Below are 25,318 nucleotides of genomic sequence, written 5' to 3' on the forward strand. Positions count from 1 at the left end.
TTCTACAGCGCTCTGGCTTTTTCGCACAATCGTGCCAGATCCAGCTCATGAGACTGTTTTCACGGCGCAAGCCCGCCCCCACCCTTGCCCGGCCCTGCCGGGTATTCGACACCCCCATCGCCCCCGAAGCGCCGTTCTGGGCGATCGGTGACGTTCACGGCTGTGCCGGGCTGCTCGATGGTCTGTTCGACCGGATGTTCGGCCAAGGCAGTCCGGCATCGATGCTGATCATGCTTGGCGACTACGTAGATCGCGGTGACGACAGCCTTCAGGTCCTGCGACGCCTGCACGGCATCCATGCAGAGCTTGGCCACAAGGCAGTGGTCTGTCTGCGCGGCAACCACGAGCAGATGTTTATCGACTTTCTCGACCGCCCCGACACCACCGGGCCGCGATGGGTCCGGCATGGCGGGCTGCAGACTCTGGCCAGCTTCGGTGTCCCCGCCCCGCGTCCCAGCGCCGAGCCCGCGCAGTGGAACGAGGCACGCGACCGGGTGCGCGAGACGATGGGCGCGCCGATGGAACGCTGGCTGCGCGCCCTGCCCTCTAGCTGGATGTCGGGCAACGTCTTCGCCTGCCACGCCGGGGCCGATCCGGCGCGTTCGGTGGAGCATCAGGATGAGTCGGTGCTGACATGGGGCCATGCGGATTTCGAAAAGGAAGTCCGCGACGATGGCATCTGGGTTCTGCATGGCCACACCATTGTTACCACGGCCAACGCGACGTCGGGGCGTATCGCGCTCGATACCGGGGCCTATGCCACCGGCAAACTGAGCGCGGCGTTGATCGAACCCGGCAACGTCACGTTCGTCTCGACCTGAGCGAAGGCAGGCGCTCGGCGCCGGATAGCCGCCCGCCTTGGCGTGCTTACAGCACTTCCACGCCGGCGCGCTTACAGCAGTTCTTACTTGGCGTGCTTACAGCACTGTTTCTTGGCGTGCTTACAGCACGACGATCCCGCTGTGCTTTGCCTTGTGCTCGGGTTCGACGTGGATGGTAACGCGGCTGCCCTCAAAGGCATTGTGCAACGCTGTCTCGATCCGGTCGCAGATGTCATGCGCCGACTCGACGCTCATCTCGCCCGGCACCACGAGGTGGAACTCGACAAACAGCGCCCGCCCGGCACGGCGCGAGCGCAGATCATGCGCCTCGACCGCGCCCTCGGCATTGGCCGAGATCAGCACCCGCAGCTGCTCGATCTCGCCTTCCGGGGCGGCTTCGTCCATCAGCCCGCCGACGGAATGGCGCATCACTTGCCAGCCAGACCACAGGATGTTGAGCGCCACCAGCGCCGCCAGCAACGGATCGAGCCACGCCCAGCCGGTCAGCACCGCCGCAACCACCCCGATTGTCACCCCCACCGACGACACCACGTCGGTCAGCAAATGCTTGCCATCCGCCTCGAGCGCGGGCGAGCGCAGCCGCCGCGCCGTGCGCAGCAGAATCATGCACCAGAGCGCATTGATCATCCCGGCCACAAGGTTGATCGCGAGCCCCGTCCAGGGCGCGTCGATCATGCGCGGGTGCTGCCAGCCGTCCCACGCCTCGCGCAGGATGAGAATGGCAGCGACCACGATCAGCACACCTTCAAGCACGGCGCTGAAATACTCGGCCTTGTGATGGCCATAGGGGTGATCGGCATCGGCCGGCATGGCCGAAATGCGCAGCGCCACAAGCGCCGCAAGCGCGGTGGCGACATTGACGATGCTTTCCAAGGCGTCCGACAACAAGGCGACCGATCCGGTCAGCCACCATGCCAGCGTCTTCAGGGCAAGAACCGCGATACCCACGACAACGCTGCCGTAGGCGATTTTCAGGACCTGGCTCATGACTGCCTCTGTGCCGTCTTGTCGGGAATGCCGCTGATAGCGAAGCGGTCCCGAGTGCGCAACAGTGCACCCGGATCGCGGTGGCCTACTTTTTCAGCGCATCCCGGATATCGATCAGGATGTCGAGCTGCGACGGCCCGGTCTCGACCTCGGGGGCGACCTCATCGGGCTTTTCGGCGGCGGATTTGACCCGGTTCACCATCTTGACCAGCATGAAAACCACAAAGGCGATGATGAAGAAGTTGATGATCGCCGTGATGAACGAGCCATAGGCAAACACCGTCGCGCCAGCTTCACGCGCGGCATCAAGGCTGGCGTAGCTGGCATCGCCCATCGTCCAGTACAGGTTGGTGAAATCAATGCCGCCAGTGAACAGCCCGACGATGGGGTTGATCATGTCCTGAACAAGCGATTGCACGATGGCGGTAAAGGCGGCGCCGATGATGATGCCCACCGCCATGTCCATGACATTGCCCTTGGCGATAAAATCCTTGAATTCCTGAATCACTGGCCGTCTCCCTCGCTGAGCGTGTTGCATTGCGGCATGAACCGCCATTGACGTGATTGTGACATGAAATGCCACGTCTCCAGAGAGAAATTGCGCAGCGGGGCGCGGTTCGGTCTTCAGACGTTGCGCCGTGTCCGCACCAAGATGCCCGCCGGGCAGTTGCGCAACCCGCCTTCGCGCCGGGGGTTAACACCGGGAAACGCGGCATCACGCATGCGGGTCGGCTGCTGCGGCGCAGCGCCGGTTTTGCGCAAACGCCGGGCCATCGCGGGCCGGGGCCCTGACCTGGCCGCGCAATGCAGAGAATTTCCCCGAAAACTCATCACCTTCGCGCGCGGCGGCGATATCACGCGCATTTGCGGGGGCGATGCCCTTTCGCGCCCCTGCAAGCAGTCCTATAAGGGCCACGGCTTGGGCTCGGAGAGTCGCAGGCCCGTAATGTTATTACGCGCTCACACAAGACGATTGGGGACAGGCACGGCATGTTTGGATTGGACAGACTCATGGGCGTCTTCTCGGCGGACATGGCCATCGACCTCGGCACCGCGAACACGCTGGTCTATGTCAAGGGACGGGGCGTCGTGCTGTCCGAACCATCGGTGGTGGCCTATCACATCAAGGACGGCGTCAAGAAGGTGCTGGCCGTAGGCGAGGACGCCAAGCTGATGCTCGGCCGCACCCCCGGCAGCATCGAGGCGATCCGTCCGATGCGTGAAGGCGTGATCGCCGATTTCGACACCGCCGAGGAAATGATCAAGCATTTCATCCGCAAGGTGCACCGGCGGTCGACCTTTTCCAAACCCAAGATCATCGTCTGCGTGCCGCACGGCGCGACCCCGGTCGAAAAGCGCGCCATCCGCCAGTCGGTGCTGAGCGCTGGCGCCCGCAAGGCAGGCCTGATTGCCGAACCGATCGCGGCGGCCATCGGCGCCGGGATGCCGATCACCGACCCCACCGGCAACATGGTCGTGGACATCGGCGGCGGCACCACCGAGGTGGCCGTGCTGTCGCTGGGCGATATCGTCTATGCCCGCTCGATCCGCGTCGGCGGCGACCGCATGGACGAGGCCATCGTCAACTACCTGCGCCGTCAACAGAATCTGCTTGTCGGCGAATCCACCGCAGAGCGGATCAAGACCTCTATCGGTACCGCGCGGATGCCCGATGACGGGCGCGGCAGCTCGATGCAGATTCGCGGCCGTGACCTGCTCAACGGCGTGCCCAAGGAAACCGAGATCAGCCAGGCGCAGGTCGCCGAGGCGCTTGCGGAACCGGTGCAGCAGATCTGCGAAGCCGTGATGACCGCGCTCGAAGCAACCCCGCCGGATCTGGCCGCCGACATCGTCGACCGCGGCGTGATGCTGACGGGCGGCGGCGCGCTGCTGGGCGATCTCGATCTGGCGCTGCGCGAGCAGACCGGGCTTGCGGTGTCGATCGCGGATGAACCCCTCAATTGCGTGGCGCTTGGCACCGGCAAGGCGCTGGAATACGAAAAACAGCTGCGCCACGCCATCGATTACGATTCCTGACCTTTCAGCCGCGCCCAAAGCGCGGCAAACTAGGACCGAATGGCGAAGAACGGCTCGCATTCCGAACATTACTCCGGCCCGCTGAAGCGCCTGCTTCTGGCGGTTCTGATGTTGTGCCTTGTCGGGCTGTTCATCTTCTGGCGCATCGACAGCCCGCGCGTCGAGCGGTTCCGCGCGCAGGTGGTCGACCGGGTCATTCCGGGATTCGACTGGGCGATGGCCCCGGTCAGCGGCGCGGTCCGGCTGCTGCGCGATTTCCAGAGCTACCAGCGCATCTATGATCAGAATCAGGAACTGCGGCGCGAATTGCGCCAGATGACCGCGTGGAAAGAGGCCGCGCTTCAGCTGGAACAGGAAAACGCCCGGCTGCGCGATCTCAACAATGTGCGGCTCGATCCACGGCTGACCTATATCACCGGCGTGGTGCTGGCCGATTCCGGTTCGCCGTTCCGGCAGTCGGTGCTGATCAACCTCGGCTCGCGCGATGGCATCGTCGATGGCTGGGCGGCTATGGATGGCATCGGCCTTGTGGGGCGGATCTCGGGCGTGGGGCCGAACACCAGCCGGGTCATCATGCTCACCGATACCACCAGCCGCATCCCGGCGGTGATCCAGCCGTCAGGCCAGCGGGCGCTGATCACAGGCGACAATTCCGCCGCCCCGCCGATCGACTTTCTCGAAGACGACGATCAGGTGCGCCCCGGCGATCGGATCGTCACCTCCGGCGACGGCGAGGTGTTTCCGCCCGGCCTGCTGATCGGGCAGGTGGCCGAAGATCCGGGCGGGCGGCTGCGCGTACGCCTTGCCGCCGATTACGAACGGTTGGAATTCTTGCGGGTGCTGCGCGACCATGGCGCGCGGCAGGTCAGCGCCCCATCGGCGCTGATCCTGCCCGACGTGACACCGGGTATGGATCTGCCCGCGCCCAACGTGCCGGAGCCGAACGGTGGCTGAGGCGCGCCCCGGCAGGATCTGGCTGATGCGGCTGAGCTTTGTCGCTCTGGCCGTGCTGATCCTGTTCTACCACCTGCTGCCGCTCGACCTGATGCCGCCGCGCTATGCCGGTCCGGATCTGCTGGTGTCGCTGTGCTTTGCATGGTCGTTGCGCCGCCCCGATTACGTGCCCGCGCTGTTGATCGCCGCTGTGATGCTGCTGGCCGATCTGATGCTGGGGCGGCCCCCCGGCCTGTGGGCGGCGCTGGTGCTGCTGGCGAGCGAAATGCTCAAGCGGCGCGACCGGCGCGGCCCGGAAACCACCTTTGTCATGGAATGGATCGCCGTAGCCACCATGTTGATGGCCATCACCCTTGTCTATCGGCTGGTGCTTGGCCTGCTGCTGGTGCCTGCCGGCCCGCCCTTCCTGTCGCTTATGCGATTTGCCATGACCGTGATATGCTACCCGCTTGTGGTCGTGCTATCGCAGGTCCTGCTTGGGGTCCGTCGCATGGCCCCTGGAGATTTTGACCACGCCGGGAGAAGCCTGTGAGACGCACGCCCCGCGAGACCGCCGAGAGCAGCCGCAAGATCGCCCGCCGGGGCCTTTTGCTTGGCGGCAGCCAGCTGGCATTCGCCGGGGTGCTGGCCCTGCGCATGCGCCACGTTCAAGTCGATCAGGCCGATGAATTCCGCCTTCTCGCCGAAGAAAACCGCATCAACATCCACCTGATCCCGCCGTCGCGCGGGCGGATCTTTGATCGCGAAGGCCGGGTCATCGCCGACAACGAGAACACCTACCGCATCACCATGCGGCGCGAGGATGCGGGCGATCTCGAGGACACCATCGGCAAGCTGGCACAACTTGTCAGCCTCGATCCCGAAGATGTCAGCCGCGCGCTTGACGAAATGCGTCACTCGCCGCCCTTTTTGCAGGTTGCGGTCGCGGATCGGGTCAGCTGGGATGAAATCTCTCGTGTGGCGGTGAACGCCCCTGCCCTGCCCGGCGTCACCCCCGAGGTCGGGCTGAGCCGGGTCTATCCGCAGCACGAGACCTTTGCCCATGTGGTGGGCTATGTCGGCCCGGTGTCGGAACGCGACCTTGCCCGCTATGAGGACCCCGAGCCGGTGCTGCGTATCCCACGTTTTCAGATCGGCAAGGTCGGGATCGAGGCGAAATTCGAAGAAGCCCTACGCGGCTCTGCCGGGGCCAAGCGGGTCGAGGTCAACGCCGTGGGCCGCGTCATGCGTGAACTCGACCGGCGCGAGGGCACCGCTGGCGCCGATCTGCAACTGACCTTGGACAGCGATCTTCAGGATTACATCAAGGCGCGGCTCGGCCCGGAAAGCGCCTCGGCGGTGGTGATGGAGGTCGAGACCGGCGACATCCTCGCCATCGCCTCGTCGCCGTCCTATGATCCCAACAAATTCGTGCGGGGGATCTCGACGAGGGATTACAGCGCGCTGCGCGACAACAATCACCGCCCACTGGCGTCGAAGACCGTGCAGGATGCCTACCCTCCGGGATCGACCTTCAAGATGGTCACCGCGCTGGCCGGGCTGGCTGCCGGGGTGATCGGCCCCGACGATACCGCCTATTGCCGTGGCCATATCGAGGTCGGCTCGCGCCGGTTCCACTGCTGGAAGCGCGCCGGCCACGGCCATGTGAACCTTGAAAACAGCCTGCGCGACAGTTGTGACGTCTATTATTACGAACTGGCGATGAAGGTCGGTATCGAGAACATCGCCGCGATGGGCCGCAAGCTCGGCCTTGGCATCGCCCCCGATGTGCCGATGTCGGCGGTGACCCCCGGGCTGATGCCCGACAAGGACTGGAAGCGGCGCGAGCGTGGCGCGGAATGGCTGGTGGGCGATTCGGTGAACGCCTCGATCGGCCAGGGCTTCGTGCTGACCTCGCCCCTGCAGCAAGCGATCATGACAGCCCGCCTTGCCACCGGGCGCGAAATCATGCCCCGCCTCGTGCGCAGCATCGGTGGTGTGCAAACCCCGATCGAGGGCGGCGGAGACCTCGGCATCGACCCTCGGCACCTGAAATGGGTGCGCAAGGGCATGATCTCGGTGGTCAACAGCCCACGCGGCACCGCCCGCAGCTCGCGCATCGAAGCCGATGACATGCGCATGGCCGGTAAGACCGGCACCAGTCAGGTGCGCAACCGCGTCGTAAAGAATCAGGACGTGCCGTGGGAAGAACGCGACCACGCGCTGTTCGTCTGCTACGCGCCGCTTGATAACCCGCGCATTGCGGTTTCAGTGGTGATCGAACATGGCGGTGGCGGTTCTGCCGAGGCAGCGCCGGTGGCGCGCGACGTCATGCTTCAGGCGCTGTATAAGGGCACCCCGCCGCTCGAGGCTTACCCCTCGTCCGACCGCGGCAGAATCCGCGAGCAGCAGGAACGCATCGCCCACGAACGCGCCAAACGCCACGAAGCCGAGGGCCGCCGCGCATGAGCTATCTTGAATATTCCGTCAAGACGGTTCCGACCGGCTGGCGCAAGATCCTGTTTCTGAACTGGCCGCTGGTGGTGCTGCTGAGCGCGGTGGCCAGCGTCGGTTTCCTGATGCTGTATTCCGTCGCCGGAGGCTCGTTGCAGCCATGGGCAGAGCCGCAGATGAAGCGCTACCTGCTGGGGCTGGGCGCGATGTTCTTCGTGGCGATGGTGCCGATCTGGCTGTGGCGCAACCTGTCGGCGCTGATCTATCTTGGCGCGCTGGGGCTGCTGATTTTGGTCGAGCTGTTCGGCGCAATTGGCATGGGCGCCCAGCGCTGGATCGACATCGGCTTCATGCGGCTGCAACCGTCGGAACTGATGAAGGTCTCGCTGGTGATGGCGCTGGCCGCCTATTACGACTGGCTGCCGCTGAAACGGGTCTCACGGCCGATCTGGGTGCTGCTGCCGCTGCTGCTGATCCTTGCGCCGACCATTCTGACGCTGATCCAGCCCGACCTTGGCACCGCGCTTTTGCTGATGATCGGGGGCGGTGCGATGATGTTCATGGCCGGGGTGCACTGGGCCTATTTCGCCGTGGTGATCGCGGCAGGCGTCGGCACGGTGTACACGGTGTTTCTGTCGCGCGGCACGCCGTGGCAATTGCTCAAGGACTATCAGTTCCGCCGCATCGACACGTTTCTGGACCCCTCGACCGATCCGCTTGGCGCCGGGTATCACATCACCCAGGCCAAGATCGCCATGGGGTCTGGCGGCTGGACCGGGCGCGGATTCATGCAAGGCACCCAGTCGCGGCTCAACTTTCTGCCCGAGAAACACACCGATTTCATCTTCAACACGCTCGCCGAGGAATTCGGCTTTGTCGGCGGGCTGTCCTTGTTGCTTCTTTATGTGCTGATCGTCATCTTCTGCGTGTTCGCGGCAATCCAGAACAAGGACCGTTATTCGTCGCTGCTGATCCTTGGGGTCGGGCTGACCTTCTTCCTGTTCTTCGCGGTGAACATGTCGATGGTGATGGGGCTTGCCCCGGTGGTCGGCGTGCCGCTGCCGCTGGTCAGCTACGGCGGCTCTGCCATGCTGGTGCTGATGATCGCCTTCGGCCTCGTACAAAGCGCCCATATCCACAGACCACGTTAAGGCTTCTTATGATCAATATTCTCTTCGCCGCCACCGATAGTCGCTGGCCGGAATACGCGGCGCCGCTGCGCAAGGCGCTGGACGCGCTCGGCCTGCACTATGTGCTATCGCGCGAGCTTGCGCCCGAGGACGTGGATTACATCGTCTACGCACCCAATTCCGACGTGCAGGATTTTCGCCCCTACACCCGCCTGAAGGCCGTTCTGAACCTCTGGGCCGGGGTCGAGAAAGTGACGCAGAACCCGACCCTGACGGTGCCGCTGGCCCGCATGGTCGATGACGAAGGTCTCACGCAGGGCATGGTAGAATACGTTACGGGGCACGTTCTGCGGCATCATCTGGGGATGGATGCGCATATCGTCAATCCGGGGCACGACTGGCCAAAGCTGACACCGCCGCTGGCGAGCGAGCGCCCGGTGACCATCCTTGGCCTTGGCACGCTGGGGGTCGCCTGCGCCAAGGCGCTTCGCACCCTTGGGTTCCCGGTGACCGGCTGGTCGCGCAGCCCAAAGCAGGTTGACGGCGTGCGCTGCCTGCACGGCATGGACCAGCTTGATAAAGCGCTGGAAACCGCGCAGATTCTCGTGCTGTTGCTGCCGGACACCCCGGCGACGACAGACCTGCTGAACGCCGAGCGCCTTGCCCGCCTGCCCAAGGGGGCGATGATCGTCAACCCGGGGCGAGGGCCGCTGATCGACGATGCCGCGCTCGTTGCCGCGCTTGATGGCGGGCAGATCGCGCACGCGACGCTGGATGTCTTTCGCATCGAGCCATTGCCGCAGGATCACCCGTTCTGGGCCCATCCCAAGGTGACGGTCACGCCGCATATCGCCTCGGAAACCCGCGCGCCCAGCGCCGCCCGGGTCATCGCCGAGAACATCCGTCGCGGCGAAGTCGGCGAGCCCTTCCTGCATCTTGTCGACCGGACTTCGGGCTACTGATCTTACGGCGTGTTCATGCGTCAGACCTGACGACGCTTGAACACGCCGGTTCCCTTGGCGACCAGCGTGCCAAGATCGTCGGTCAGGGTCGCCTCGGCGTAATAGATGCTGCGCCCGCCACCCGTAAGATGCGCCTCGCAGATCAACCGGCTGCCTTGCGCCTTGCCGATATACTGCACGTTCAGCGACAGGGTCAGCGACGTCATCCGCAGCTCGGCATCGCCAGTCCAGCAGCCGGAAATCCCCATGGCGCTGTCGATCAGCGTGGCATGCACCCCGCCGTGCGGAATGCCTTGCCGGTTTCCCAGCTTGTCCGTGATGTCCATCTCGTAGCGGGCAAAACCCTCGCGCCAGTCGGTCAGCTCATAGCCCAGCAGCGTGGCAAAGGCGCTTGGCGGATCGGTGATGTCGCTCATGCGTCGGGGGTCTCCTGTTGCAGCTCAAGCGGCGCGGCCGGCGCTTTGAGATCGTCGATCCGCAATGGCCCGCTCGGACGCGACAGCCTCGGGCGCACCACCCAGTACAGCCGCTCCGAAGCCCGCGTGATCGCCACATAGGCCAGCCGTTTCCACAGAGGTTGCCCGGCCTCGACCCGGCCCATCCGCGCGGCGGCGTAAAGATCCGGAGCGAACACCTGCACCTGCTCCCATTGCGAGCCCTGCGCCTTGTGGATCGTCACCGCTGCGCCGTGCAGAAAGGTCGCGCCCATGCGCGCGGCGAAGGGAATGAACGGCTCGGCCTCGTCAGGCTTTTCGATCTTGACGATCGAGGCTGCCGACAGCTGCGGCTCTGCTGCGCCCATCACATGCAGACGCGAGAACCCCGGCTTCTTGCCCGGCCCGAGATAGATCACCTGCGCGCCCTTGATCAGGCCGCGCGCCTCGAGATCGAGCCGCTTCTTGCGATGCTTGAGCGGCAGTTCAAGCCCGTCGCAAATCAGCGGCTCGCCCGGCAGAAGCTCGGTTTCGGGGGCTTCGAAGACGTTGCGAAAGGCGTTGATCAGCCGGATGCGCGTGGCATTGCGCCAGACCAGCACCGGAGAGCGCGCCATCAGGTCAACCTCAACGCGATTTGCCCAGACCACGCGATCATCCTGCGCCGCCTTTTCTTCGACCATGCGTTCGAAATCGTGAAATTCCAGCGCCGGGTCGGCCAGCGCGTGGGCCAGATCCAGAATCGGGTTTTCCGCCTGCTGGCGGTGAATGCGGTGCAATTCGATCTTGTTCACATCGGCGATGGTGTCGAACACCATCTTGCCCGACTGGTTCACCGGCGCCAGCTGCGCGGGGTCGCCGAACAGCACCAGATTGGGAAAGATCTCGCGCAGATCGTCGAACTGCCGCTCATCGAGCATCGAGGCCTCGTCAACAAAGCCGATGTCCAGCGGCTCTTCGCGCCGTTTCCAGCCGGTGATGAAATCGCTGCCCCGCAACCCGGCCGAGGCCAGCGCAGCAGGCACCGATCCGTGGGTCTGAAAGCTGGCAAAGGCGCGGTCGAGCGCGTCTTCGCCAAGATCTTCGATCTCGGGCTTTTCGCCCTCGCCCATCAGCCATTCGGCGATGCGCTCGTATTGCGGATCATAGACCGGGGTATAGATGATGCGGTGGATCGTCGTCGCGGGAACGCCGCGCATCCGCAACACGCTTGCCGCCTTGTTGGTCGGGGCCAGCACCGCGAAACTGCGCTTTTCCGCCAGCTTGCGTGGCTCGTAATCGCCCGAGACCAGATCGAGCCCCGCCGCCTTCAGCGACTTGCAAAGCTCTGACAGCAATAGCGTCTTGCCCGAGCCCGCCTTGCCCATCAATGCCATGACACGGTTGCGGCCCTCGATTGCGGGCTCGGCTGTCCCGTCGTCAAGATCGACCCCGGCGCCGCGCAGCATGTCCGCCACGCGGTCCCATGCTTCGGCCTGGTCTTCGGAGAATGTAACGGCGGGCAAATCCATGCGCCGGACCCTACCCGCCCGCTGTGCCAGATGCCAGATGCCAAGCGCTCAGGCGGCCACCGAAAGGCACGGGGAATCGGCGCCAAACGCCGCCTCGAACCATGCCCGCGACTGGGCCGGGTCGATCCCGGCGCTGGCCGCCACGCGCGCCTGTGCATCGGCGCTGAATTCCCACAAGCCGACCGAGATCCGCTCGCGCCCGTCGCCCTCGCTGCCCAAGACGTCCGGCGATGCGCCGATGCGATTGTAGATCCGCACCATGCGGGCATCGAACACGCCGACGTAATGTTCGACGCCAAAGCCCTTCATGACCTCGCCGCCGGCCAGCATCAGCGCCGCCGCTGCGCCTGGATCGGTGTTACGGGCCAGACAGAAGCGGGTGCATTCCCAGATGATCGGGCTTTCGATATGCACCCCGCCCGTCAGGTTCAGGAAATGCTCGTTCACCATGCAGCGCCCGACCGTCGGCAGCAGCCGCATCGATCCGCCATGGGTACCGTCGGCCTTTTCCCAGATCACGTAAAGCGGTCTCAGATCATCGTATTCGTCGCGCTCATAGCCTTGGCTGTCGACGGTGACATCCCATCCAAGGCGGGTCTTGAACTGGTCCGCCCGGTCGCGAAACATGGTCTGTGCGAGAAGCGGAAAGTGCTGAAGCTGGTCTGCGTAAAGGTAGCGGATCATGTCGTTTCTCCCGTTGTCCGATAGGATCAGACTGCGAGACGACGGTTAACCGGGTTCCCCAGCGCCGTTCGGTCGGCTTAAACGAAGACGACAGCACCGTGCGCTGCAATTAACAAGCGGTAAAAACGACAACGCGCCCGGCGAAGACCGAGCGCGCAGCAACGACTTGATATGCGTGACTAGACGACGATCAGCCCCCGAGACAGCGCGCGGGCAACGGCGTGGGTGGTGTTCATCGCGCCCAGCTTGAACCGGGCGCTTTCGATATAGACCCGCAGCGTGTGCTCCGAGATGTTCAGCGTCTCGGCGGCCTGCGCCCGGCTGTAGCCCACGGCCAGCAGCGTCATCGCCTCGACCTCGCGCGGGCTGAGCGGTTGCGCGGGTTCGGGCTTGCGCCCCGGCTCGAGTTCGAGCGCCTTTTGATTGAAGGCGTGTGAGATCAGGATCAATTCGCGCCGGTTGGTTTCGGTGAACACTTGCCACGAGTCGTCATCGCAATGGTGGCTGACGCTGAATAGCGCGAACTGCCCGTTTGGCCCCCGGATCGGAATGGAATACCCCTGATTGCCGACCCTGTGCGCGATGGCGTCCTTTTGAAACGCCCGCGCCGCTCTCGACGACCAGTCGAGCCGTTTCCAGTCGACCGGGTGGAAGCGTTGATAGCACCCCTGGATCACCGGGTCGATCCGCAGATATCCTTTTTCGAGGTAGCGCTGGACCCAGACCGGGTCATACGTGCCGCAGCCGAATTGTTCGCCAGCTGCGCTGACCCAATGATAGACCAGATGGTCGATCGCGTAATAGTCTCTCAGCGCAACGGCCACCGCCTGAAAATCCTCGGGCTTCGAGGATTTCTCAAGCTGCTCCAGTAACCCGTCCGTTGCGGGGAAGTTCGCCGCATATCCCAAAGGCACCCCCTTCGGCGCCCGACGCGATTTCCAGCTGCGCGATGAGTTGTGCCTCATCGAGCTGCTCGGCCAGCGCGTTCATTGCGTTGGCACGGGCAAAGGTCTTCAGGTCCGTCAAGACGTCGATGATCCAGTCATGTGTCATGGCTAGCCTTCCCTTCGAGAGTTAACAAATTGTTAAGAACAACTATAGCATGCGCCGATCTGGTAAGAAATTCACGGATTCCACATCCCCAGAAATGGCGATGGTGTGATTTGCAACCTCTTGATCGACTTATCCACAACCCTGAAACGCAAGATGTTCGCGGACCGACAGAACGATCCGCGAACATCTAATACCAACCGAATCCTGAAGCTTCGGTTAACTACGTGCCGCCAGCGCCTCTTCAAAGGTGCGCAGCCCGGTCTTGGGCGCCTGCACCAGCACCGACATGTTGCCGGGCTTGTGCTCGTTGCGCAGCATCTTCATGTGCGCCTCGGGGATCTGCTCCCATTCGAACACCTCGGACATGCACGGATCGAGCCGCCGCTCGACCATCAGGCGGTTCGCCGAGGCCGCCTGCTTGAGATGGGCGAAATGCGAGCCCTGAAGCCGCTTCTGATGCATCCACATGTAGCGCACGTCGAAGGTGCAATTGAAACCGGTGGTGCCAGCGCAGATCACCACCATGCCGCCTTTCTTGCAGACAAGGCAGGACACCGGGAACGTCGCCTCGCCCGGATGCTCGAACACCATGTCGACGCTGACGCCCTTGCCGGTGATATCCCAGATCGCCTTGCCGAACTTGCGCGCTTCCTTGAGCCACGCGTTGTATTCCGGCGTATTGACCGTGGGCAGCTGGCCCCAGCACTTGAAATCCTTGCGGTTGATCGCGCCCTTGGCGCCAAGGCCCAGAACGAAATCGCGCTTGTCTTCCTCCGAGATCACCGCAATGGCGTTCGCCCCCGCCGTGTTGATCAGCTGGATGGCATAAGAGCCAAGACCGCCCGAGGCGCCCCAGACCAGCACATTCTGGCCGGGCTTGAGCTCATGCGGGTGATGGCCGAACAGCATCCGGTAGGCGGTGGCCAGCGTCAGCGTGTAGCAGGCGCTTTCTTCCCATGTCAGATGCTTGGGGCGCGGCATCAGCTGCTGCGCCTGCACGCGGGTGAACTGGCTGAACGAGCCATCGCCGGTCTCGTAGCCCCAGATGCGCTGGGTGGGCGAGAACATCGGATCGCCGCCGTTGCATTCCTCGTCGTCGCCATTGTCCTGATTGCAATGGATGACAACCTCGTCACCGACCTTCCAGCTGGTGACCTTGTCGCCCACCGCCCAGACGATGCCAGACGCATCGGACCCCGCGATATGATACTCGGCACCATGCACATCAAACGGTGAGATCGGAATGCCCAGCCCGGCCCAGACACCGTTGTAATTGACCCCGGCGGCCATGACGAGCACCAGCACCTCGTGGCTGTCGACCTGCCATGTATCGACGACTTCCTTCTGGAACGACGTGTCGGGCTCGCCGTGACGTTCGCGGCGGATCGCCCAAGCGTACATCTTTTTTGGCACGTAGCCGAGAGGCGGCATTTCACCGATCTCGTAAAGATCTTTTTCGGGCGCGTCGTAGGGCGCAATACCAATTTGCGTGTCCAGAGCCATTCGAGGCCTCCTTCCTCAAGCGATCCTTGCGGATCTGTGTCCTCTCTCTCGACGCCGCAGTGCAGAATCGCGGCCCCGGTCTACGATTGAGATAACTTTCGTCGCGCAACAATGCAACATCATTACCATGCATTTTGTAATTTTATGACCGAGCGGATGCAGCATCACCGCAAGCGGGCCAGCCAGAACCGCCTGCTCAGGCAAAATCTCCAAGTATCTGGATTAAAATACATGGTGCGCCGCGATTCCCTTCACGGAACCGACTGACGCGGGCGTAAACTGCCTCAAAACGCCGCGAAACCTGCCCAAGATCGTAACGCCGCCGCGTTGCGGCGAATTGACGAGACATTTTCTTTCTCATATGACGACATGAACGCAACAAGCTTGCTCACCCATTCGGACCTGCTGACGGAGACCGACATGACGGAAGTTCTCAAAGACCGCCCCTGGCTGATCCGCACCTATGCGGGCCATTCCACCGCCAAGGCCTCGAACGCGCTGTACCGCAGCAATCTTGCGCGCGGGCAGACCGGCTTGTCGGTCGCCTTCGATCTGCCCACCCAGACCGGCTATGACAGCGACCACCTTCTGTCGAAGGGCGAGGTTGGCAAGGTCGGGGTTCCGGTCTGCCATCTGGGCGACATGCGCGCGCTGTTTCAGGACATCCCGCTGGAACAGATGAACACCTCGATGACGATCAACGCCACTGCCCCGTGGCTGCTGTCGCTGTATATCGCGGTGGCCGAAGAACAGGGCGCGGATATCACCAAGCTGCAAGGCACGGTGCAGAACGACCTGATCAAAGAATACCTGTCGCGCGGCACCTATATCTGCCCGCCGAAACCGTCGCTGAAGATGATCGGCGACGTGGCGGAATATTGCTATACCAACGTGCCGAAATGGAACCCGATGAACGTGTGTTCCTACCATCTGCAAGAAGCCGGTGCGACGCCCGAACAGGAGCTGGCCTTTGCGCTGGCCACTGGCATCGCGGTGCTCGACGAGCTTAGGCCCCGCGTCGCCGATGCGGATTTCCCGGCGCTGTGCGGGCGGATTTCGTTCTTCGTCAACGCGGGCATCCGGTTCGTGACCGAGATGTGCAAGATGCGCGCCTTTGTCGATCTGTGGGACGAGATCCTTGAACAACGCTATGGCATCGCCGACGCGAAATACCGCCGCTTCCGCTACGGGGTACAGGTGAACTCGCTTGGCCTGACCGAACAGCAGCCCGAAAACAACGTCTACCGCATCCTGATCGAAATGCTGGCGGTGACGCTGTCGAAAAAGGCCCGTGCCCGCGCGGTGCAGCTTCCGGCGTGGAACGAGGCGCTTGGCCTGCCTCGGCCGTGGGATCAGCAATGGTCGATGCGGATGCAACAGATCCTCGCCTATGAAACCGACCTGCTGGAATTCGGCGATCTGTTCGATGGCAACCCGGCGGTGGATGCCAAGGTCGAAGCCCTGAAAGACGGTGCGCGCGCCGAGCTTGGCAATATCGACAGCATGGGCGGCGCGATCGGCGCCATCGACTACATGAAATCGCGGCTGGTCGAGTCCAACGCCGAGCGCCTCAACCGGATCGAGCGCAACGAGACCATCGTCGTCGGCGTCAACAAGTGGACAGAGGGCGAGCCCTCGCCGCTGCTCGGCGAAGACGGCGGCATCATGGTTGTCGACCCAGCGGTCGAGCAGGAACAGATCGACCGCCTGAACGCTTGGCGCGCCGAGCGCGACCATACCGAGGTGCAGGCTGCGCTTGCCGAGCTGCGCGCCGCCGCCCTTGAGGGTCGCAACGTCATGCCCGCCTCGATCCGCGCGGCGCGCGCCGGGGTCACCACCGGCGAATGGGCGCAGCAGATGCGCGCCGTGCACGGCGAATACCGCGGGCCGACCGGGGTGTCGCGCGCGGTGTCGAACAAGACCGAAGGGCTCGACGACATCCGCGAGGCGGTGAACGCGGTCAGCGATCGCCTTGGCAAGCGCCTGCGCTTTCTTGTCGGCAAGCCGGGGCTGGACGGGCATTCGAACGGCGCCGAACAGATCGCCTTTCGCGCCCGCGACTGCGGCATGGAAATCGACTATGAAGGCATTCGCCTGACGCCCGAACAGATCGTCGAGGCCGCCAAGTCCGGGGCCCATGTGGTCGGGCTTTCGATCCTGTCGGGAAGCCACATTCCGCTGGTCGAAGACCTGATGCAACGGATGCGCGCCGAGGGTCTGGGCCATGTGCCGGTGGTTGTCGGCGGCATCATTCCCGATGACGACGCAAAGCGACTGACCGCAATGGGCGTGGCAAAGGTCTACACTCCGAAAGATTTTGTGCTGAACACGATCATGACGGATATCGTGTCCCTAGCCGATCCCAAGGCAGAAGCTGCGGAATAAGCCTTGAGTTACAATACGGTTACTCTACCCCAGCCATCCAATGAAATAGGGATACCGTCGCGTTTGTGAATTGCTGACACATATTTAAACTTGTTTTTACCTGAAATTAACAAAAATAGAGGAGCGATAAGCTTCCACTAGAAAGGCAAGAATATGGATATCGATCTCGACATGCTTTCCCACGACGAGTTGAAAAAGCTCAAGTCCGATGTGGAACGTGCGATCAATACGGTAGATGCCCGCCGCAAGGCCGAAGCGAAACGAGCTGCGGAACAGGCGGCAAAGGAATTCGGCTTCTCGCTTGAAGAAGTGCTCAACGCACCGCCGGTCAAAGGTTCGAAGGGCGCGCCGAAATTCGCCAATCCCGCCGATCCCTCGCAAACATGGACAGGACGCGGTCGCAAGCCGAACTGGGTGAACGAAGCCCTTGCCGCGGGCAAGGCACTGGACGATCTGGCCATCTGAATGACCATCCATATCGGTGCCGAACCGGGGCAGATTGCCGAAACCGTCCTATTGCCCGGTGATCCATTGCGCGCGGAATGGGCCGCAAAGACCTTTCTGGAAAATCCTATATGCGTCAATCGCGTACGAGGTATGTTGGGGTTCACCGGCACTTGGAATGGTCATCGCGTGACGATTCATGGCTCGGGCATGGGAATGCCGAGCCTGTCGATCTATGCCAATGAATTGATCCGCGATTATGGCGCAAAGACGCTGGTGCGTATCGGGTCTTGCGGCGCGATGCAGCAAAACATCGGCCTGCGGGATGTCATCCTTGCGATGACCGCGTCTTCATTGTCAACACCGTCTCTCGGCATATTTCGGGAATTGAATTTCGCGCCTTGCGCGAATTTCAATCTTTTACAAAATGCTGTTACCGCAGCAAAGAATATCGGAGCGACCTGTCATGTCGGCGGCGTCTATTCGGCGGATGTCTTCTATGACGAGCGCCCCGATCTGAATGACATCATGATCCGGCACGGCATTCTTGGCGTCGAGATGGAAGCGGCAGAGCTTTATAACCTTGCCGCCCGCCACGGGGTGCGCGCGCTTGCCGTGCTGACCGTCTCGGATCACCTGCTGACCCACGAGGCGCTGCCGTCCGAAGACCGGCAGAGCTCTTTCGGGGATATGGTGCAAATCGCACTCGAGGCGGCCTTCGCCTGAGCGTCAGCGTCCGTGGCTGCGGTTGTACCCGTTGGCCACGGGCGGGTTCCAGCCCTGCAACGCGCCCGCCGCCGGGGCCAGCACCTCGACCTGCAGCGGAAAGCAGGCGGCGCTGTCCGAACTGTGCTGCGCAGAGCAATCGCCGCCCGGACAGGCGCTGAGCGCGCCCAGCAGGTCAATCTCGGCGAACAGCGTCAGGTGATCGCCGGGGCGCACCGGACTGGCCTTCATGAAATATTGCCCGGTGTCGCGGGTGAACCCGGTACACATGAAGACGTTGAGCACGTCATGCACATGCGGCTCTGCCTCGAGCAGCGGCAGCCCGGTGGCATCCGACAGCGCGCGGGTCAGGTTGGAATGGCAGCAATGGTGGTATTGTGTGCCCGCCAGAAGATTGCCGGTGTAAGGATCGCAGCGGGTGCCGATCACATCATGCACAGACCCGCCGAACCCGTCGATACCATACCAGCCCAGCGTATCCTCCACGATGGTCGCCATCGGGCGCAGGTGCGGAAAGCTCGACCACAGCCGCTCGGCGGTGCTGACATGGGTGCCGTGCAACGCCCGTGTCTTTCCCGAATAGAACCGCTCTGTCAGATCGCCGTCATGCCACAGGTTGAGGTCTCCGACCTGCGGCCCGTCCACGCTGGTGATGCGAAAGAACTGCCCCGCCCTGACCCGGAAATGGCAGGCCTCACGCGGCGGCGCCAACACGGATGACACGACCTGCGCGCCCTCCAGCGCAGAGGCGTAAAGCGCCATGTCCGGCACCGGCAGCGTGTCGTTCGGGTAGCAGATCACCGGCGGGATGGCGCGGCGGGCGTCAGCATCGGGCGGGGCTTGGGTCATGGTCGTGTCCTGTCCTGCAAGACCCCGATCTACCCGCAACACCGGAACGGTGGCAAGTCAGACGACGGTCATTCGACCGGCTTCATCCCATGTGCCGTCATTGCGGCATCTGTCTCCTGCGCGCCGATGGTGCGGCGGATCAGCCAGTCTTTGTGGCTGGCGGTGAAAATCACCTTCGTCCGCCAGACCCAAGCGGAATTATTGGCGCGTTGGCGTGACTCCGCCGCGCGGCGTGGATCGGTCGGTCATGGGTCTGGTCACAGACCTAGCATCGCCTCGACCACGTCAGGGCTCAGCGCCGACATGGTGCCATCCCAGACACTGCGCCCGCGTTCCAGAATGACGACGCGGTCACAGGCGCCGCGCAGTTCTTTCAGCGACTTGTCGATGACCAGCATCGACATGCCGCTTGCCTTGAGCGTCGCGATGGCGGCCCAGATCTCGGCGCGCACGGTCGGGGCAAGGCCCTCGGTCGCCTCGTCAAGGATCAGCAGCCGCGGATTGGTCATCAGCGCGCGCCCGATGGCCAGCATCTGCTGCTCTCCGCCCGAAAGCGAACCGGCAAGCTGGCCGCGCCGCTCCCCGAGCCTTGGAAACAGCGCCTCGACCTTGGCCGCATCCCACGCGCCGGGGCGGGCGGCGGCGGACAGGTTCTCGGTCACGCTCAGATCGCGAAAGCAGCGCCGCCCTTCGGGCACAAGCCCGATGCCAAGCCGCGCCGCCCGGTGCGATGGCAGGCGCGACAGGTCGTGCCCATCGAACACCAGCGCGCCCTTCGCAGGCATCATCCGGCAGATGCAACGCACCGTGGTAGTCTTGCCCATGCCGTTGCGGCCCATCATGGCCAGCGCCTCGCCCTCGGCGATCTCGAAATCGACGCCGAACAGCGCCTGCGTTGCACCATAGGACGCGGTGAGCTGGCTGAGCGACAGCAGCGTCATGCCTCGTCCCCCAGATAGGCTTCGCGCACGCGCGGATCGGCGCGGATTTCATCGACTGTTCCGGTCGCAATGACGCGCCCGTAGACCAGTACGCTGATCCGGTCGGCCAGCGCGAACACCGCATCCATGTCATGTTCCACCAGCAGGATCGGCGCGCGATCCTGCAGCCGGTCGAGAAAGCCGGTCAGCCGTTTCGACCCTTCGGCCCCCAGCCCCGCCATCGGCTCATCCATCACGAAAGCGCGCGGCCTGAGCGTCAGTGCCACGGCGACTTCAAGCTGGCGGCGCTGACCGTGGCTCAGCTCGGCGGTGCGGGTCTGGGCAAAATCGAGCAACCCGGCCTCGTGCAGCGCGCTCTCGGCGATGTCGCGCAAGGCTTGATCAGCCGAGACCCGTGAGAAAAACCGCCACGGCCGCCCTGACGCCCCAAGCGCGCCCAGCAGCGCGTTCTGCAGCACCGTCTGTTCCATCGCCAGCGCCGAGGTCTGAAAGGTGCGGGCAAGGCCCATGCGGGCGCGCGCCTCGGTTGGCAGGGCGGTGACATCGCGGCCAAGGAATTCGACACGCCCGGAATCGGGGCGCAGCGCCCCGCAGATCTGCGCGATCAGCGTGGATTTTCCCGCGCCGTTGGGGCCGATGATAGCGTGGATCTCGCCCTGCTTCAGGGTGATCGAGATGCCTTCGCTGGCGCGCAGCGCGCCAAAGGCCTTGTGCAGTTCATGGGTGCGCAGGATCGTGTCAGGCATCCGGGCGCTCCTTTCCGCAGACAAGGCCGATCAGCCCGCCGCGCCCGAACAGCACCACCGCCAGCAGCACAACACCAAGGATAATCTGCCAGTAATCGCTGACACCGCCGAGCCAATGTTCGAGCGCAACGTAGAACACCGCGCCGACAACCGGACCGAACAGGCGCGCAACGCCGCCGATGATGACAAACACCATGATCTCGCCCGACATCTGCCAGCTGAGCATCGACGGGCTGACAAAGCGGTTGAGATCGGCAAACAGCGCTCCTGACAGCCCCGTCACCGCGCCCGAGATCACCAGCGCCACGAGGTACAGCCGCTTTGGATCCAGCCCCACCGCCTGCACCCGCGCGGGCACCTGCCGCGCCGCGTCCAGCGCCAGCCCGAAAGGCGAGCGGCGCAGCCGCGCATGACCCCACAGCGCAAGGCACAGCCACGCAAGGCAGATGCCGTAGAACTGGATCGGGTCCAGCGTGTTCAGCCCCGGAAAACCGTTGCGGACATAGATGCTCAGCCCATCTTCACCGCCATAGGCCGGCCATGAAATCGCGAAGAAATACGCCATCTGGCCAAAGGCCAGCGTGATCATGATGAAATACACCCCCGAGGTGCGCAGGCTGAGCAGCCCGATCAGCCATGCCGCCAGCGCCGAAGCCGCTGCCGCCACCAGCCAGATCACCGGCATCGCCTTGGTGCCCTCCAGCGTGAAGAGCCCGTCATAGAGCGGCGTGTAGCTCTGGGCATGGCTTGCCAGAACACCCATCGCATAGCCGCCGATGCCAAAGAACACCGCGTGGCCAAGGCTGACCAGCCCGCCCATCCCCAGTGCGATGTTCAGCCCGACCGCCGCCAGCGCAAAGATCACCGCCCGCGTCGCCAGCGTGATGGTGAACGGTTCGTCCGCCCAAAGCGCCCAGCCCGGCACCACAACCAGCCCGGCCAGCAGCAACGCGTTCAACAGACGTTCGCGGCTCATGCGCGGGCACCGTACAGGCCGGTGGGTCGCCAGATCAGCACCGCCGCCATCAGGATGTAGATCGCCATCGAGGCAAAGGCCGACCCGGCGCTCGCGGCGCTTGCCGGATCGGTGAACAGCCGGAACAGCGCGGGCAGCAACAAGCGGCCCAGCGTATCGGTGAGCCCGACCAGCAGACCGCCAACCAGCGCCCCCTTGATCGACCCGATGCCACCGATCACGATAACCACAAAGGCAAGGATCAGCACCGGCTCGCCCATGCCGACTTGCACCGACTGGATCGGGCCGACCAGCGCCCCGGCCAGCCCTGCAAGCCCGGCGCCAAGCGCAAAGACCACGGTATAAAGCTTGCCGATATCGACCCCAAGCGCCGCGATCATCTCGCGGTCGTTCTCTCCGGCGCGGATGCGGATGCCCAGCCGGGTGCACGTGTTGAGCCACCAGAGCCCCGCCGCGACCAAAAGCCCCACGGCGATCAGCGCCAGCCGATAGGTGGGGTATTCGATGCCGCCGGGCAGCAACACCGTGCCTCCCAGCCATGGCGGAACGTCAAGATACAGCGGAAACGAGCCGAACAGCCAGCGCGTCCCTTCGGAAAAGATCAGGATCAGCGCAAAGGTCGCCAGTACCTGATCGAGGTGATCGCGATCATAAAGCCGCCGGATCACCAGCAGCTCGACCATCGCCCCTGCCCCGGCCGCCGCCGCCAGCGCAGCCACCAGCGCCAGCAGGAACGAGCCCGTCGCCCCCGCCACGCTCGCCGCCGCGAACGCGCCGACCATGAACAGCGCCCCATGCGCAAGGTTGATCAGCCCCATGACCCCGAAGATCAGCGTCAGCCCGGCAGCCATGAGGAACAGCATCACGCCGGATTGCAGCCCGTTCAGGACTTGCTCGGCAAACAGTATCGGAGTCATCTTTTGCCTTCATCGGGGCCCCGCAGCGGGGGCCCCATGGTCGTTATTTCATCGTGCAATCATTGACATAGGCCGAAGAGCGATCTGTGATCGCCGTGGCAACCAGCGTATTGGTGAAGACATCGCCTTCCTTGATCACCTCGCGGATGTAGATGTCCTGAATCGGGTGGTTGTTGCTGTCGAAACTGAACTTGCCGCGCACGCTGTCGAAATCGGCGGATTTGAGCGCCGCCCGGAAGGCATCACCATCGGACGGCTGCGCCACATCCAGCGCCGAGCGCAGCAGATGCGCCGTGTCATAGCCATAAGCGGCGTAAAGCGACGGCAGGCGGCCATATTCCGCCTCGAATGCCTCGACAAAGGCCGCGTTGGCCGGAACGTCCAGATCCTTGGACCAGTTCGAGCCATTCCGCACCCCAAGCGCCGCATCGCCGACCGCCTGAAGGATGTTCTGATCGAACGAGAACGCCGGACCAAGCAGCGGCAGATCGACCCCGCTGCCCGCGTATTGCTTCATGAAGGAAATCCCCATGCCGCCCGGAAGGAAGAAGAACACCGCATCCGCGCCCGACGCCCGGATCTGCGCGATCTCGGCGGCGTAATCGGTCTGGCCAAGCTGGGTGAACACCTCTCCGGCCAGATCGCCGCCGTAATAGCGTTTGAAACCGTTCAGGCTGTCGTGACCTGCCGGATAGTTCGGCGCCATGATGAACGGCTTGGTGTAACCCTGATCCTTGGCATAGGCCCCTGCCGCCTCGTGCAGGTTGTCGTTTTGATAGCTTACGGCGAAATAGTTCGGATGACAGCCTTTCCCGGCCAGCAGCGCCGGCGCGGCATTGGTCGACAGGTAGAATTTGCCCTGCGCGGTGGCGGCAGGCACCACGGCCATCGCAAGGTTCGACCACACGATGCCGGTCAGCACGTCGACCTTGTCGGACTGGATCATCTTGTCGGCGATCTGCACGGCCACGTCGGGCTTTTGCTGGTCATCCTCGACGATCACCTCGACTTCGCTCGCCCCCTTCATACCCAGAAGGAAGCCGTCGCGCGTGTCGATGCCAAGGCTTGCCCCTCCGCCCGACAGCGTGGTGATCATGCCGACCTTGACCTCGGCCTGCGTCGCCGAGGCCAGCGCGGCAAGGCTTGCCGCCGCAAGCAGCGTCTTGATGGACATAAAGTGACTCCCTCTTTCCCTGTCGTGCCCCGGATCTGCGCCCAAGGGTCGCGCAGAGAATTGACGCAATTGCCCGAGATGTCCATGCAGCCCGTCGCCCGTGCCGCCGCTTTTCCCAAGCCGGGCCAATCTGTCGCCACAAAGATGCGGCTTGCTTGCCCGCAACAGACCCGCAAGCCGGGCCAAGTCAGGGGCAGACCAGATGAACATGGCAAACACCGCCGTCGTGGCACCGCCGCCACCCAAGCGGCTTGAGGAACTCAGCCTGCCGCGGGTCTTCATGCGCGACGTGGCGCTGAAGACCATCTTCCGCAAGAACGCCAACACCGTCACCTACCTGTCAAAGGCGATCTGCCTGCCGATTGGCATCACCCAAGAGATCATCGACATTGCCCGCGGCCAGGGCCTGCTGGAGGCGATGGGCACGCTCGGCGCGCATTCCACCACCAATGAGATGGTTTATCAGCTGACAGACAGCGGCAAGGCGCGCGCCATGGATGCGCTGGCGCAATCGGAATATTTCGGAGCCATGCCGGTGCCTCTGGATGTCTACTCGCAGCAGGTCAAGCGCCAGTCGATCCGCAACGTCCACATCACCCGCGAGCAGCTGATGGGCGCCATGGGGCATCTGGTTCTGCCCAGCACATTGATTTCGCACCTTGGCCCGGCGGTCGGTTCTGGCCGGTCGATCCTGATGTATGGCCCGCCGGGGAACGGTAAATCGTCGATCTCGAACGGCATTCGCGACGCGATGGGTGACAAGATCTACATTCCACGCGCCGTGGAATATTCCGGGCAGGTGATCACGGTCTTCGACCCGATCGTGCATTCCGCCGCCGAGGTCGAAGAAGACGACCCCACCGCACTGCGCCGCCGCAACCGGTTCGACACCCGGTACGTGCTGTGCGATCGCCCTACAGTGATCACCGGCGGTGAGCTGTCGCTGAACATGCTCGACCTTGTCTACAATCCGACGGCGCGGACCTATCAGGCGCCGCTTCAATTGAAATCTACCGGGGGCATCTTCATCGTCGATGACCTTGGCCGGCAGGCAGAACCGCCGCAGAAGCTGGTCAACCGCTGGATCGTCCCGCTGGAGGAAAGCAAGGATATCCTCGCCCTGCAATCGGGTGAAAAATTCGAGGTGCCGTTCGATACACTGGTAATCTTCTCGACCAACTTCCACCCCAACGAGATCTTCGACAAGGCTGCGCTGCGCAGGATCTTCTTCAAGATCAAGATCGATGGGCCCAATCAGGAAGACTTCCTCAAGATCTTCGCCCTCGTCGCGCGCAAGAAGAAGATGCAACTGGACGAAGAGGCGCTGATCTACCTGCTCAAGACCAAGTACCCGACCATAGACAACGTTTACGCCAATTATCAGCCGGTGTTTCTAATCGACCAGATGATCTCGGTGTGCGATTTCGAAGGATGGCCCTACAAGATGACCAAGGAATTGGTCGACCGGGCTTGGGCGAACATGTTCGTGAAGGACGAGCACATCGTGAAGTGAATCCACTACGACCGGCGGCCCTCAGTACCTGCTCGCCTCAAGTGTGGCTGAATGGCTTGGACTGCCCCATTGTATCGACCCAGCGGAATCTGCTCAGGTTAGGGTCAGGATGCATTG

Annotated in this window: 25 protein-coding genes; 11 read left to right on the forward strand and 14 right to left on the reverse strand. The window is 63.3% G+C overall.

Features of this window, described 5'->3' with window-relative positions:
* Positions 1 to 47 precede the first annotated feature (47 nt).
* Entirely contained in the window at positions 48 to 821 is a 774-nt protein-coding gene (locus KO516_RS14765; RefSeq protein WP_216004549.1) for a metallophosphoesterase, read from the forward strand.
* 120 nt (positions 822 to 941) lie between these two features.
* On the opposite strand, the gene KO516_RS14770 is transcribed toward KO516_RS14765, so the two are convergent.
* The gene (locus KO516_RS14770) at positions 942 to 1,829 is read right to left on the reverse strand and encodes a cation diffusion facilitator family transporter (protein ID WP_216004550.1); all 888 of its coding nucleotides are present in this window, start codon (positions 1,827 to 1,829) and stop codon (positions 942 to 944) included.
* Between the two features lie 85 nt (positions 1,830 to 1,914).
* The gene (mscL, locus tag KO516_RS14775; RefSeq protein WP_216004551.1) at positions 1,915 to 2,337 is read right to left on the reverse strand and encodes a large conductance mechanosensitive channel protein MscL; all 423 of its coding nucleotides are present in this window, start codon (positions 2,335 to 2,337) and stop codon (positions 1,915 to 1,917) included.
* Positions 2,338 to 2,819: 482 nt separating this feature from the next.
* Here mscL and KO516_RS14780 point away from each other — a divergent pair, with 482 nt between their 5' ends.
* The 6 genes from KO516_RS14780 to KO516_RS14805 are packed head-to-tail and all read left to right on the forward strand — an operon-like array spanning position 2,820 to position 9,345.
* Positions 2,820 to 3,866, forward strand: a complete 1,047-nt coding sequence (locus tag KO516_RS14780) for a rod shape-determining protein (protein ID WP_216004552.1) — start codon at positions 2,820 to 2,822, stop codon at positions 3,864 to 3,866.
* Between the two features lie 39 nt (positions 3,867 to 3,905).
* Positions 3,906 to 4,820: a rod shape-determining protein MreC gene (gene mreC, locus KO516_RS14785; RefSeq protein WP_216004553.1), complete on the forward strand. Its 915-nt coding sequence runs from the start codon at positions 3,906 to 3,908 to the stop codon at positions 4,818 to 4,820.
* On the forward strand, positions 4,813 to 5,352 hold the full coding sequence (locus KO516_RS14790) for a rod shape-determining protein MreD (protein ID WP_216004554.1): 540 nt from the start codon (positions 4,813 to 4,815) through the stop codon (positions 5,350 to 5,352). The genes mreC and KO516_RS14790 overlap by 8 nt, the downstream gene beginning before the upstream one ends.
* Positions 5,349 to 7,268 carry a penicillin-binding protein 2 gene (gene mrdA / locus KO516_RS14795; RefSeq protein ID WP_216004555.1) on the forward strand — a complete coding sequence of 640 codons (1,920 nt, stop codon included), beginning with the start codon at positions 5,349 to 5,351 and terminating at the stop codon, positions 7,266 to 7,268. Before KO516_RS14790 ends, mrdA begins: the two co-directional genes overlap by 4 nt.
* Positions 7,265 to 8,404 (forward strand): rod shape-determining protein RodA, encoded by a 1,140-nt coding sequence (gene rodA / locus KO516_RS14800; protein WP_216004556.1) that lies wholly within the window; start codon positions 7,265 to 7,267, stop codon positions 8,402 to 8,404. Before mrdA ends, rodA begins: the two co-directional genes overlap by 4 nt.
* An 8-nt stretch (positions 8,405 to 8,412) precedes the next feature.
* The gene (locus KO516_RS14805; RefSeq protein ID WP_216004557.1) at positions 8,413 to 9,345 is read left to right on the forward strand and encodes a glyoxylate/hydroxypyruvate reductase A; all 933 of its coding nucleotides are present in this window, start codon (positions 8,413 to 8,415) and stop codon (positions 9,343 to 9,345) included.
* 20 nt (positions 9,346 to 9,365) lie between these two features.
* On the opposite strand, the gene KO516_RS14810 is transcribed toward KO516_RS14805, so the two are convergent.
* The 6 genes from KO516_RS14810 to ccrA form a co-directional block, all read right to left on the reverse strand.
* Complete coding sequence (locus KO516_RS14810) at positions 9,366 to 9,761, reverse strand: PaaI family thioesterase (RefSeq protein WP_216004558.1); 396 nt, start codon at positions 9,759 to 9,761, stop codon at positions 9,366 to 9,368.
* On the reverse strand, positions 9,758 to 11,290 hold the full coding sequence (locus KO516_RS14815) for an ATP-dependent RecD-like DNA helicase (protein WP_216004559.1): 1,533 nt from the start codon (positions 11,288 to 11,290) through the stop codon (positions 9,758 to 9,760). Before KO516_RS14815 ends, KO516_RS14810 begins: the two co-directional genes overlap by 4 nt.
* Before the next feature lie 48 nt (positions 11,291 to 11,338).
* The gene (locus KO516_RS14820; protein ID WP_216004560.1) at positions 11,339 to 11,974 is read right to left on the reverse strand and encodes an acyl-homoserine-lactone synthase; all 636 of its coding nucleotides are present in this window, start codon (positions 11,972 to 11,974) and stop codon (positions 11,339 to 11,341) included.
* A gap of 179 nt (positions 11,975 to 12,153) precedes the next feature.
* Complete coding sequence (locus KO516_RS14825; protein WP_216004561.1) at positions 12,154 to 12,882, reverse strand: LuxR family transcriptional regulator; 729 nt, start codon at positions 12,880 to 12,882, stop codon at positions 12,154 to 12,156.
* Positions 12,830 to 13,027 carry a hypothetical protein gene (locus KO516_RS14830; protein WP_216004562.1) on the reverse strand — a complete coding sequence of 66 codons (198 nt, stop codon included), beginning with the start codon at positions 13,025 to 13,027 and terminating at the stop codon, positions 12,830 to 12,832. The genes KO516_RS14825 and KO516_RS14830 overlap by 53 nt, the downstream gene beginning before the upstream one ends.
* Before the next feature lie 216 nt (positions 13,028 to 13,243).
* Positions 13,244 to 14,530 (reverse strand): crotonyl-CoA carboxylase/reductase, encoded by a 1,287-nt coding sequence (ccrA, locus tag KO516_RS14835; protein ID WP_216004563.1) that lies wholly within the window; start codon positions 14,528 to 14,530, stop codon positions 13,244 to 13,246.
* A 369-nt stretch (positions 14,531 to 14,899) separates the two neighbouring features.
* Between ccrA and KO516_RS14840 the strand changes: the two genes are divergently transcribed.
* The 3 genes from KO516_RS14840 (at position 14,900) to deoD (ending at position 18,085) form a co-directional block, all read left to right on the forward strand.
* Positions 14,900 to 16,915 (forward strand): protein meaA, encoded by a 2,016-nt coding sequence (locus KO516_RS14840; protein WP_256444181.1) that lies wholly within the window; start codon positions 14,900 to 14,902, stop codon positions 16,913 to 16,915.
* 153 nt (positions 16,916 to 17,068) lie between these two features.
* On the forward strand, positions 17,069 to 17,380 hold the full coding sequence (locus KO516_RS14845) for an H-NS family nucleoid-associated regulatory protein (RefSeq protein WP_216004565.1): 312 nt from the start codon (positions 17,069 to 17,071) through the stop codon (positions 17,378 to 17,380).
* Positions 17,381 to 18,085, forward strand: a complete 705-nt coding sequence (gene deoD, locus KO516_RS14850) for a purine-nucleoside phosphorylase (RefSeq protein WP_216004566.1) — start codon at positions 17,381 to 17,383, stop codon at positions 18,083 to 18,085.
* A 3-nt stretch (positions 18,086 to 18,088) separates the two neighbouring features.
* Here the strand turns inward: deoD and KO516_RS14855 are convergent, their stop codons facing one another.
* The 6 genes from KO516_RS14855 to KO516_RS14880 all read right to left on the reverse strand — a co-directional run bounded on the left by KO516_RS14855 (position 18,089) and on the right by KO516_RS14880 (position 23,688).
* Entirely contained in the window at positions 18,089 to 18,934 is an 846-nt protein-coding gene (locus KO516_RS14855) for a DUF1989 domain-containing protein (RefSeq protein ID WP_216004567.1), read from the reverse strand.
* A gap of 257 nt (positions 18,935 to 19,191) precedes the next feature.
* The gene (locus KO516_RS14860) at positions 19,192 to 19,875 is read right to left on the reverse strand and encodes an ABC transporter ATP-binding protein (protein WP_216004568.1); all 684 of its coding nucleotides are present in this window, start codon (positions 19,873 to 19,875) and stop codon (positions 19,192 to 19,194) included.
* Positions 19,872 to 20,621 carry an ABC transporter ATP-binding protein gene (locus KO516_RS14865; protein ID WP_216004569.1) on the reverse strand — a complete coding sequence of 250 codons (750 nt, stop codon included), beginning with the start codon at positions 20,619 to 20,621 and terminating at the stop codon, positions 19,872 to 19,874. Before KO516_RS14865 ends, KO516_RS14860 begins: the two co-directional genes overlap by 4 nt.
* Complete coding sequence (locus KO516_RS14870) at positions 20,614 to 21,597, reverse strand: branched-chain amino acid ABC transporter permease (protein WP_216004570.1); 984 nt, start codon at positions 21,595 to 21,597, stop codon at positions 20,614 to 20,616. Before KO516_RS14870 ends, KO516_RS14865 begins: the two co-directional genes overlap by 8 nt.
* Entirely contained in the window at positions 21,594 to 22,514 is a 921-nt protein-coding gene (locus KO516_RS14875) for a branched-chain amino acid ABC transporter permease (RefSeq protein ID WP_216004571.1), read from the reverse strand. Before KO516_RS14875 ends, KO516_RS14870 begins: the two co-directional genes overlap by 4 nt.
* Before the next feature lie 43 nt (positions 22,515 to 22,557).
* On the reverse strand, positions 22,558 to 23,688 hold the full coding sequence (locus KO516_RS14880; protein WP_216004572.1) for an ABC transporter substrate-binding protein: 1,131 nt from the start codon (positions 23,686 to 23,688) through the stop codon (positions 22,558 to 22,560).
* Positions 23,689 to 23,890: 202 nt separating this feature from the next.
* Here KO516_RS14880 and KO516_RS14885 point away from each other — a divergent pair, with 202 nt between their 5' ends.
* The gene (locus KO516_RS14885) at positions 23,891 to 25,201 is read left to right on the forward strand and encodes an ATPase (protein WP_216004573.1); all 1,311 of its coding nucleotides are present in this window, start codon (positions 23,891 to 23,893) and stop codon (positions 25,199 to 25,201) included.
* Positions 25,202 to 25,318: the final 117 nt, after the last annotated feature.

Origin of the sequence: Citreicella sp. C3M06 (assembly GCF_018860705.1) — a bacterium.
Taxonomy (GTDB): Bacteria; Pseudomonadota; Alphaproteobacteria; order Rhodobacterales; family Rhodobacteraceae; genus Salipiger.

Excerpts from the sequence above, each read along its gene's own strand:
- KO516_RS14830 (WP_216004562.1), bottom strand. The coding sequence starts at position 13,027 with ATGACACATGACTGGATCATCGACGTCTTGACGGACCTGAAGACCTTT.
- ccrA (WP_216004563.1), bottom strand. The coding sequence starts at position 14,530 with ATGGCTCTGGACACGCAAATTGGTATTGCGCCCTACGACGCGCCCGAA.
- mreC (WP_216004553.1), top strand. The coding sequence starts at position 3,906 with ATGGCGAAGAACGGCTCGCATTCCGAACATTACTCCGGCCCGCTGAAG.
- KO516_RS14820 (WP_216004560.1), bottom strand. The coding sequence starts at position 11,974 with ATGATCCGCTACCTTTACGCAGACCAGCTTCAGCACTTTCCGCTTCTC.
- KO516_RS14840 (WP_256444181.1), top strand. The coding sequence starts at position 14,900 with ATGAACGCAACAAGCTTGCTCACCCATTCGGACCTGCTGACGGAGACC.
- KO516_RS14805 (WP_216004557.1), top strand. The coding sequence starts at position 8,413 with ATGATCAATATTCTCTTCGCCGCCACCGATAGTCGCTGGCCGGAATAC.
- KO516_RS14845 (WP_216004565.1), top strand. The coding sequence starts at position 17,069 with ATGGATATCGATCTCGACATGCTTTCCCACGACGAGTTGAAAAAGCTC.
- KO516_RS14865 (WP_216004569.1), bottom strand. The coding sequence starts at position 20,621 with ATGCCTGACACGATCCTGCGCACCCATGAACTGCACAAGGCCTTTGGC.
- KO516_RS14770 (WP_216004550.1), bottom strand. The coding sequence starts at position 1,829 with ATGAGCCAGGTCCTGAAAATCGCCTACGGCAGCGTTGTCGTGGGTATC.
- rodA (WP_216004556.1), top strand. The coding sequence starts at position 7,265 with ATGAGCTATCTTGAATATTCCGTCAAGACGGTTCCGACCGGCTGGCGC.
- KO516_RS14860 (WP_216004568.1), bottom strand. The coding sequence starts at position 19,875 with ATGACGCTGCTGTCGCTCAGCCAGCTCACCGCGTCCTATGGTGCAACG.
- KO516_RS14765 (WP_216004549.1), top strand. The coding sequence starts at position 48 with ATGAGACTGTTTTCACGGCGCAAGCCCGCCCCCACCCTTGCCCGGCCC.
- KO516_RS14870 (WP_216004570.1), bottom strand. The coding sequence starts at position 21,597 with ATGAGCCGCGAACGTCTGTTGAACGCGTTGCTGCTGGCCGGGCTGGTT.
- KO516_RS14815 (WP_216004559.1), bottom strand. The coding sequence starts at position 11,290 with ATGGATTTGCCCGCCGTTACATTCTCCGAAGACCAGGCCGAAGCATGG.
- KO516_RS14855 (WP_216004567.1), bottom strand. The coding sequence starts at position 18,934 with ATGACCCAAGCCCCGCCCGATGCTGACGCCCGCCGCGCCATCCCGCCG.
- KO516_RS14810 (WP_216004558.1), bottom strand. The coding sequence starts at position 9,761 with ATGAGCGACATCACCGATCCGCCAAGCGCCTTTGCCACGCTGCTGGGC.
- deoD (WP_216004566.1), top strand. The coding sequence starts at position 17,381 with ATGACCATCCATATCGGTGCCGAACCGGGGCAGATTGCCGAAACCGTC.
- KO516_RS14875 (WP_216004571.1), bottom strand. The coding sequence starts at position 22,514 with ATGACTCCGATACTGTTTGCCGAGCAAGTCCTGAACGGGCTGCAATCC.
- KO516_RS14885 (WP_216004573.1), top strand. The coding sequence starts at position 23,891 with ATGAACATGGCAAACACCGCCGTCGTGGCACCGCCGCCACCCAAGCGG.
- KO516_RS14780 (WP_216004552.1), top strand. The coding sequence starts at position 2,820 with ATGTTTGGATTGGACAGACTCATGGGCGTCTTCTCGGCGGACATGGCC.
- KO516_RS14880 (WP_216004572.1), bottom strand. The coding sequence starts at position 23,688 with ATGTCCATCAAGACGCTGCTTGCGGCGGCAAGCCTTGCCGCGCTGGCC.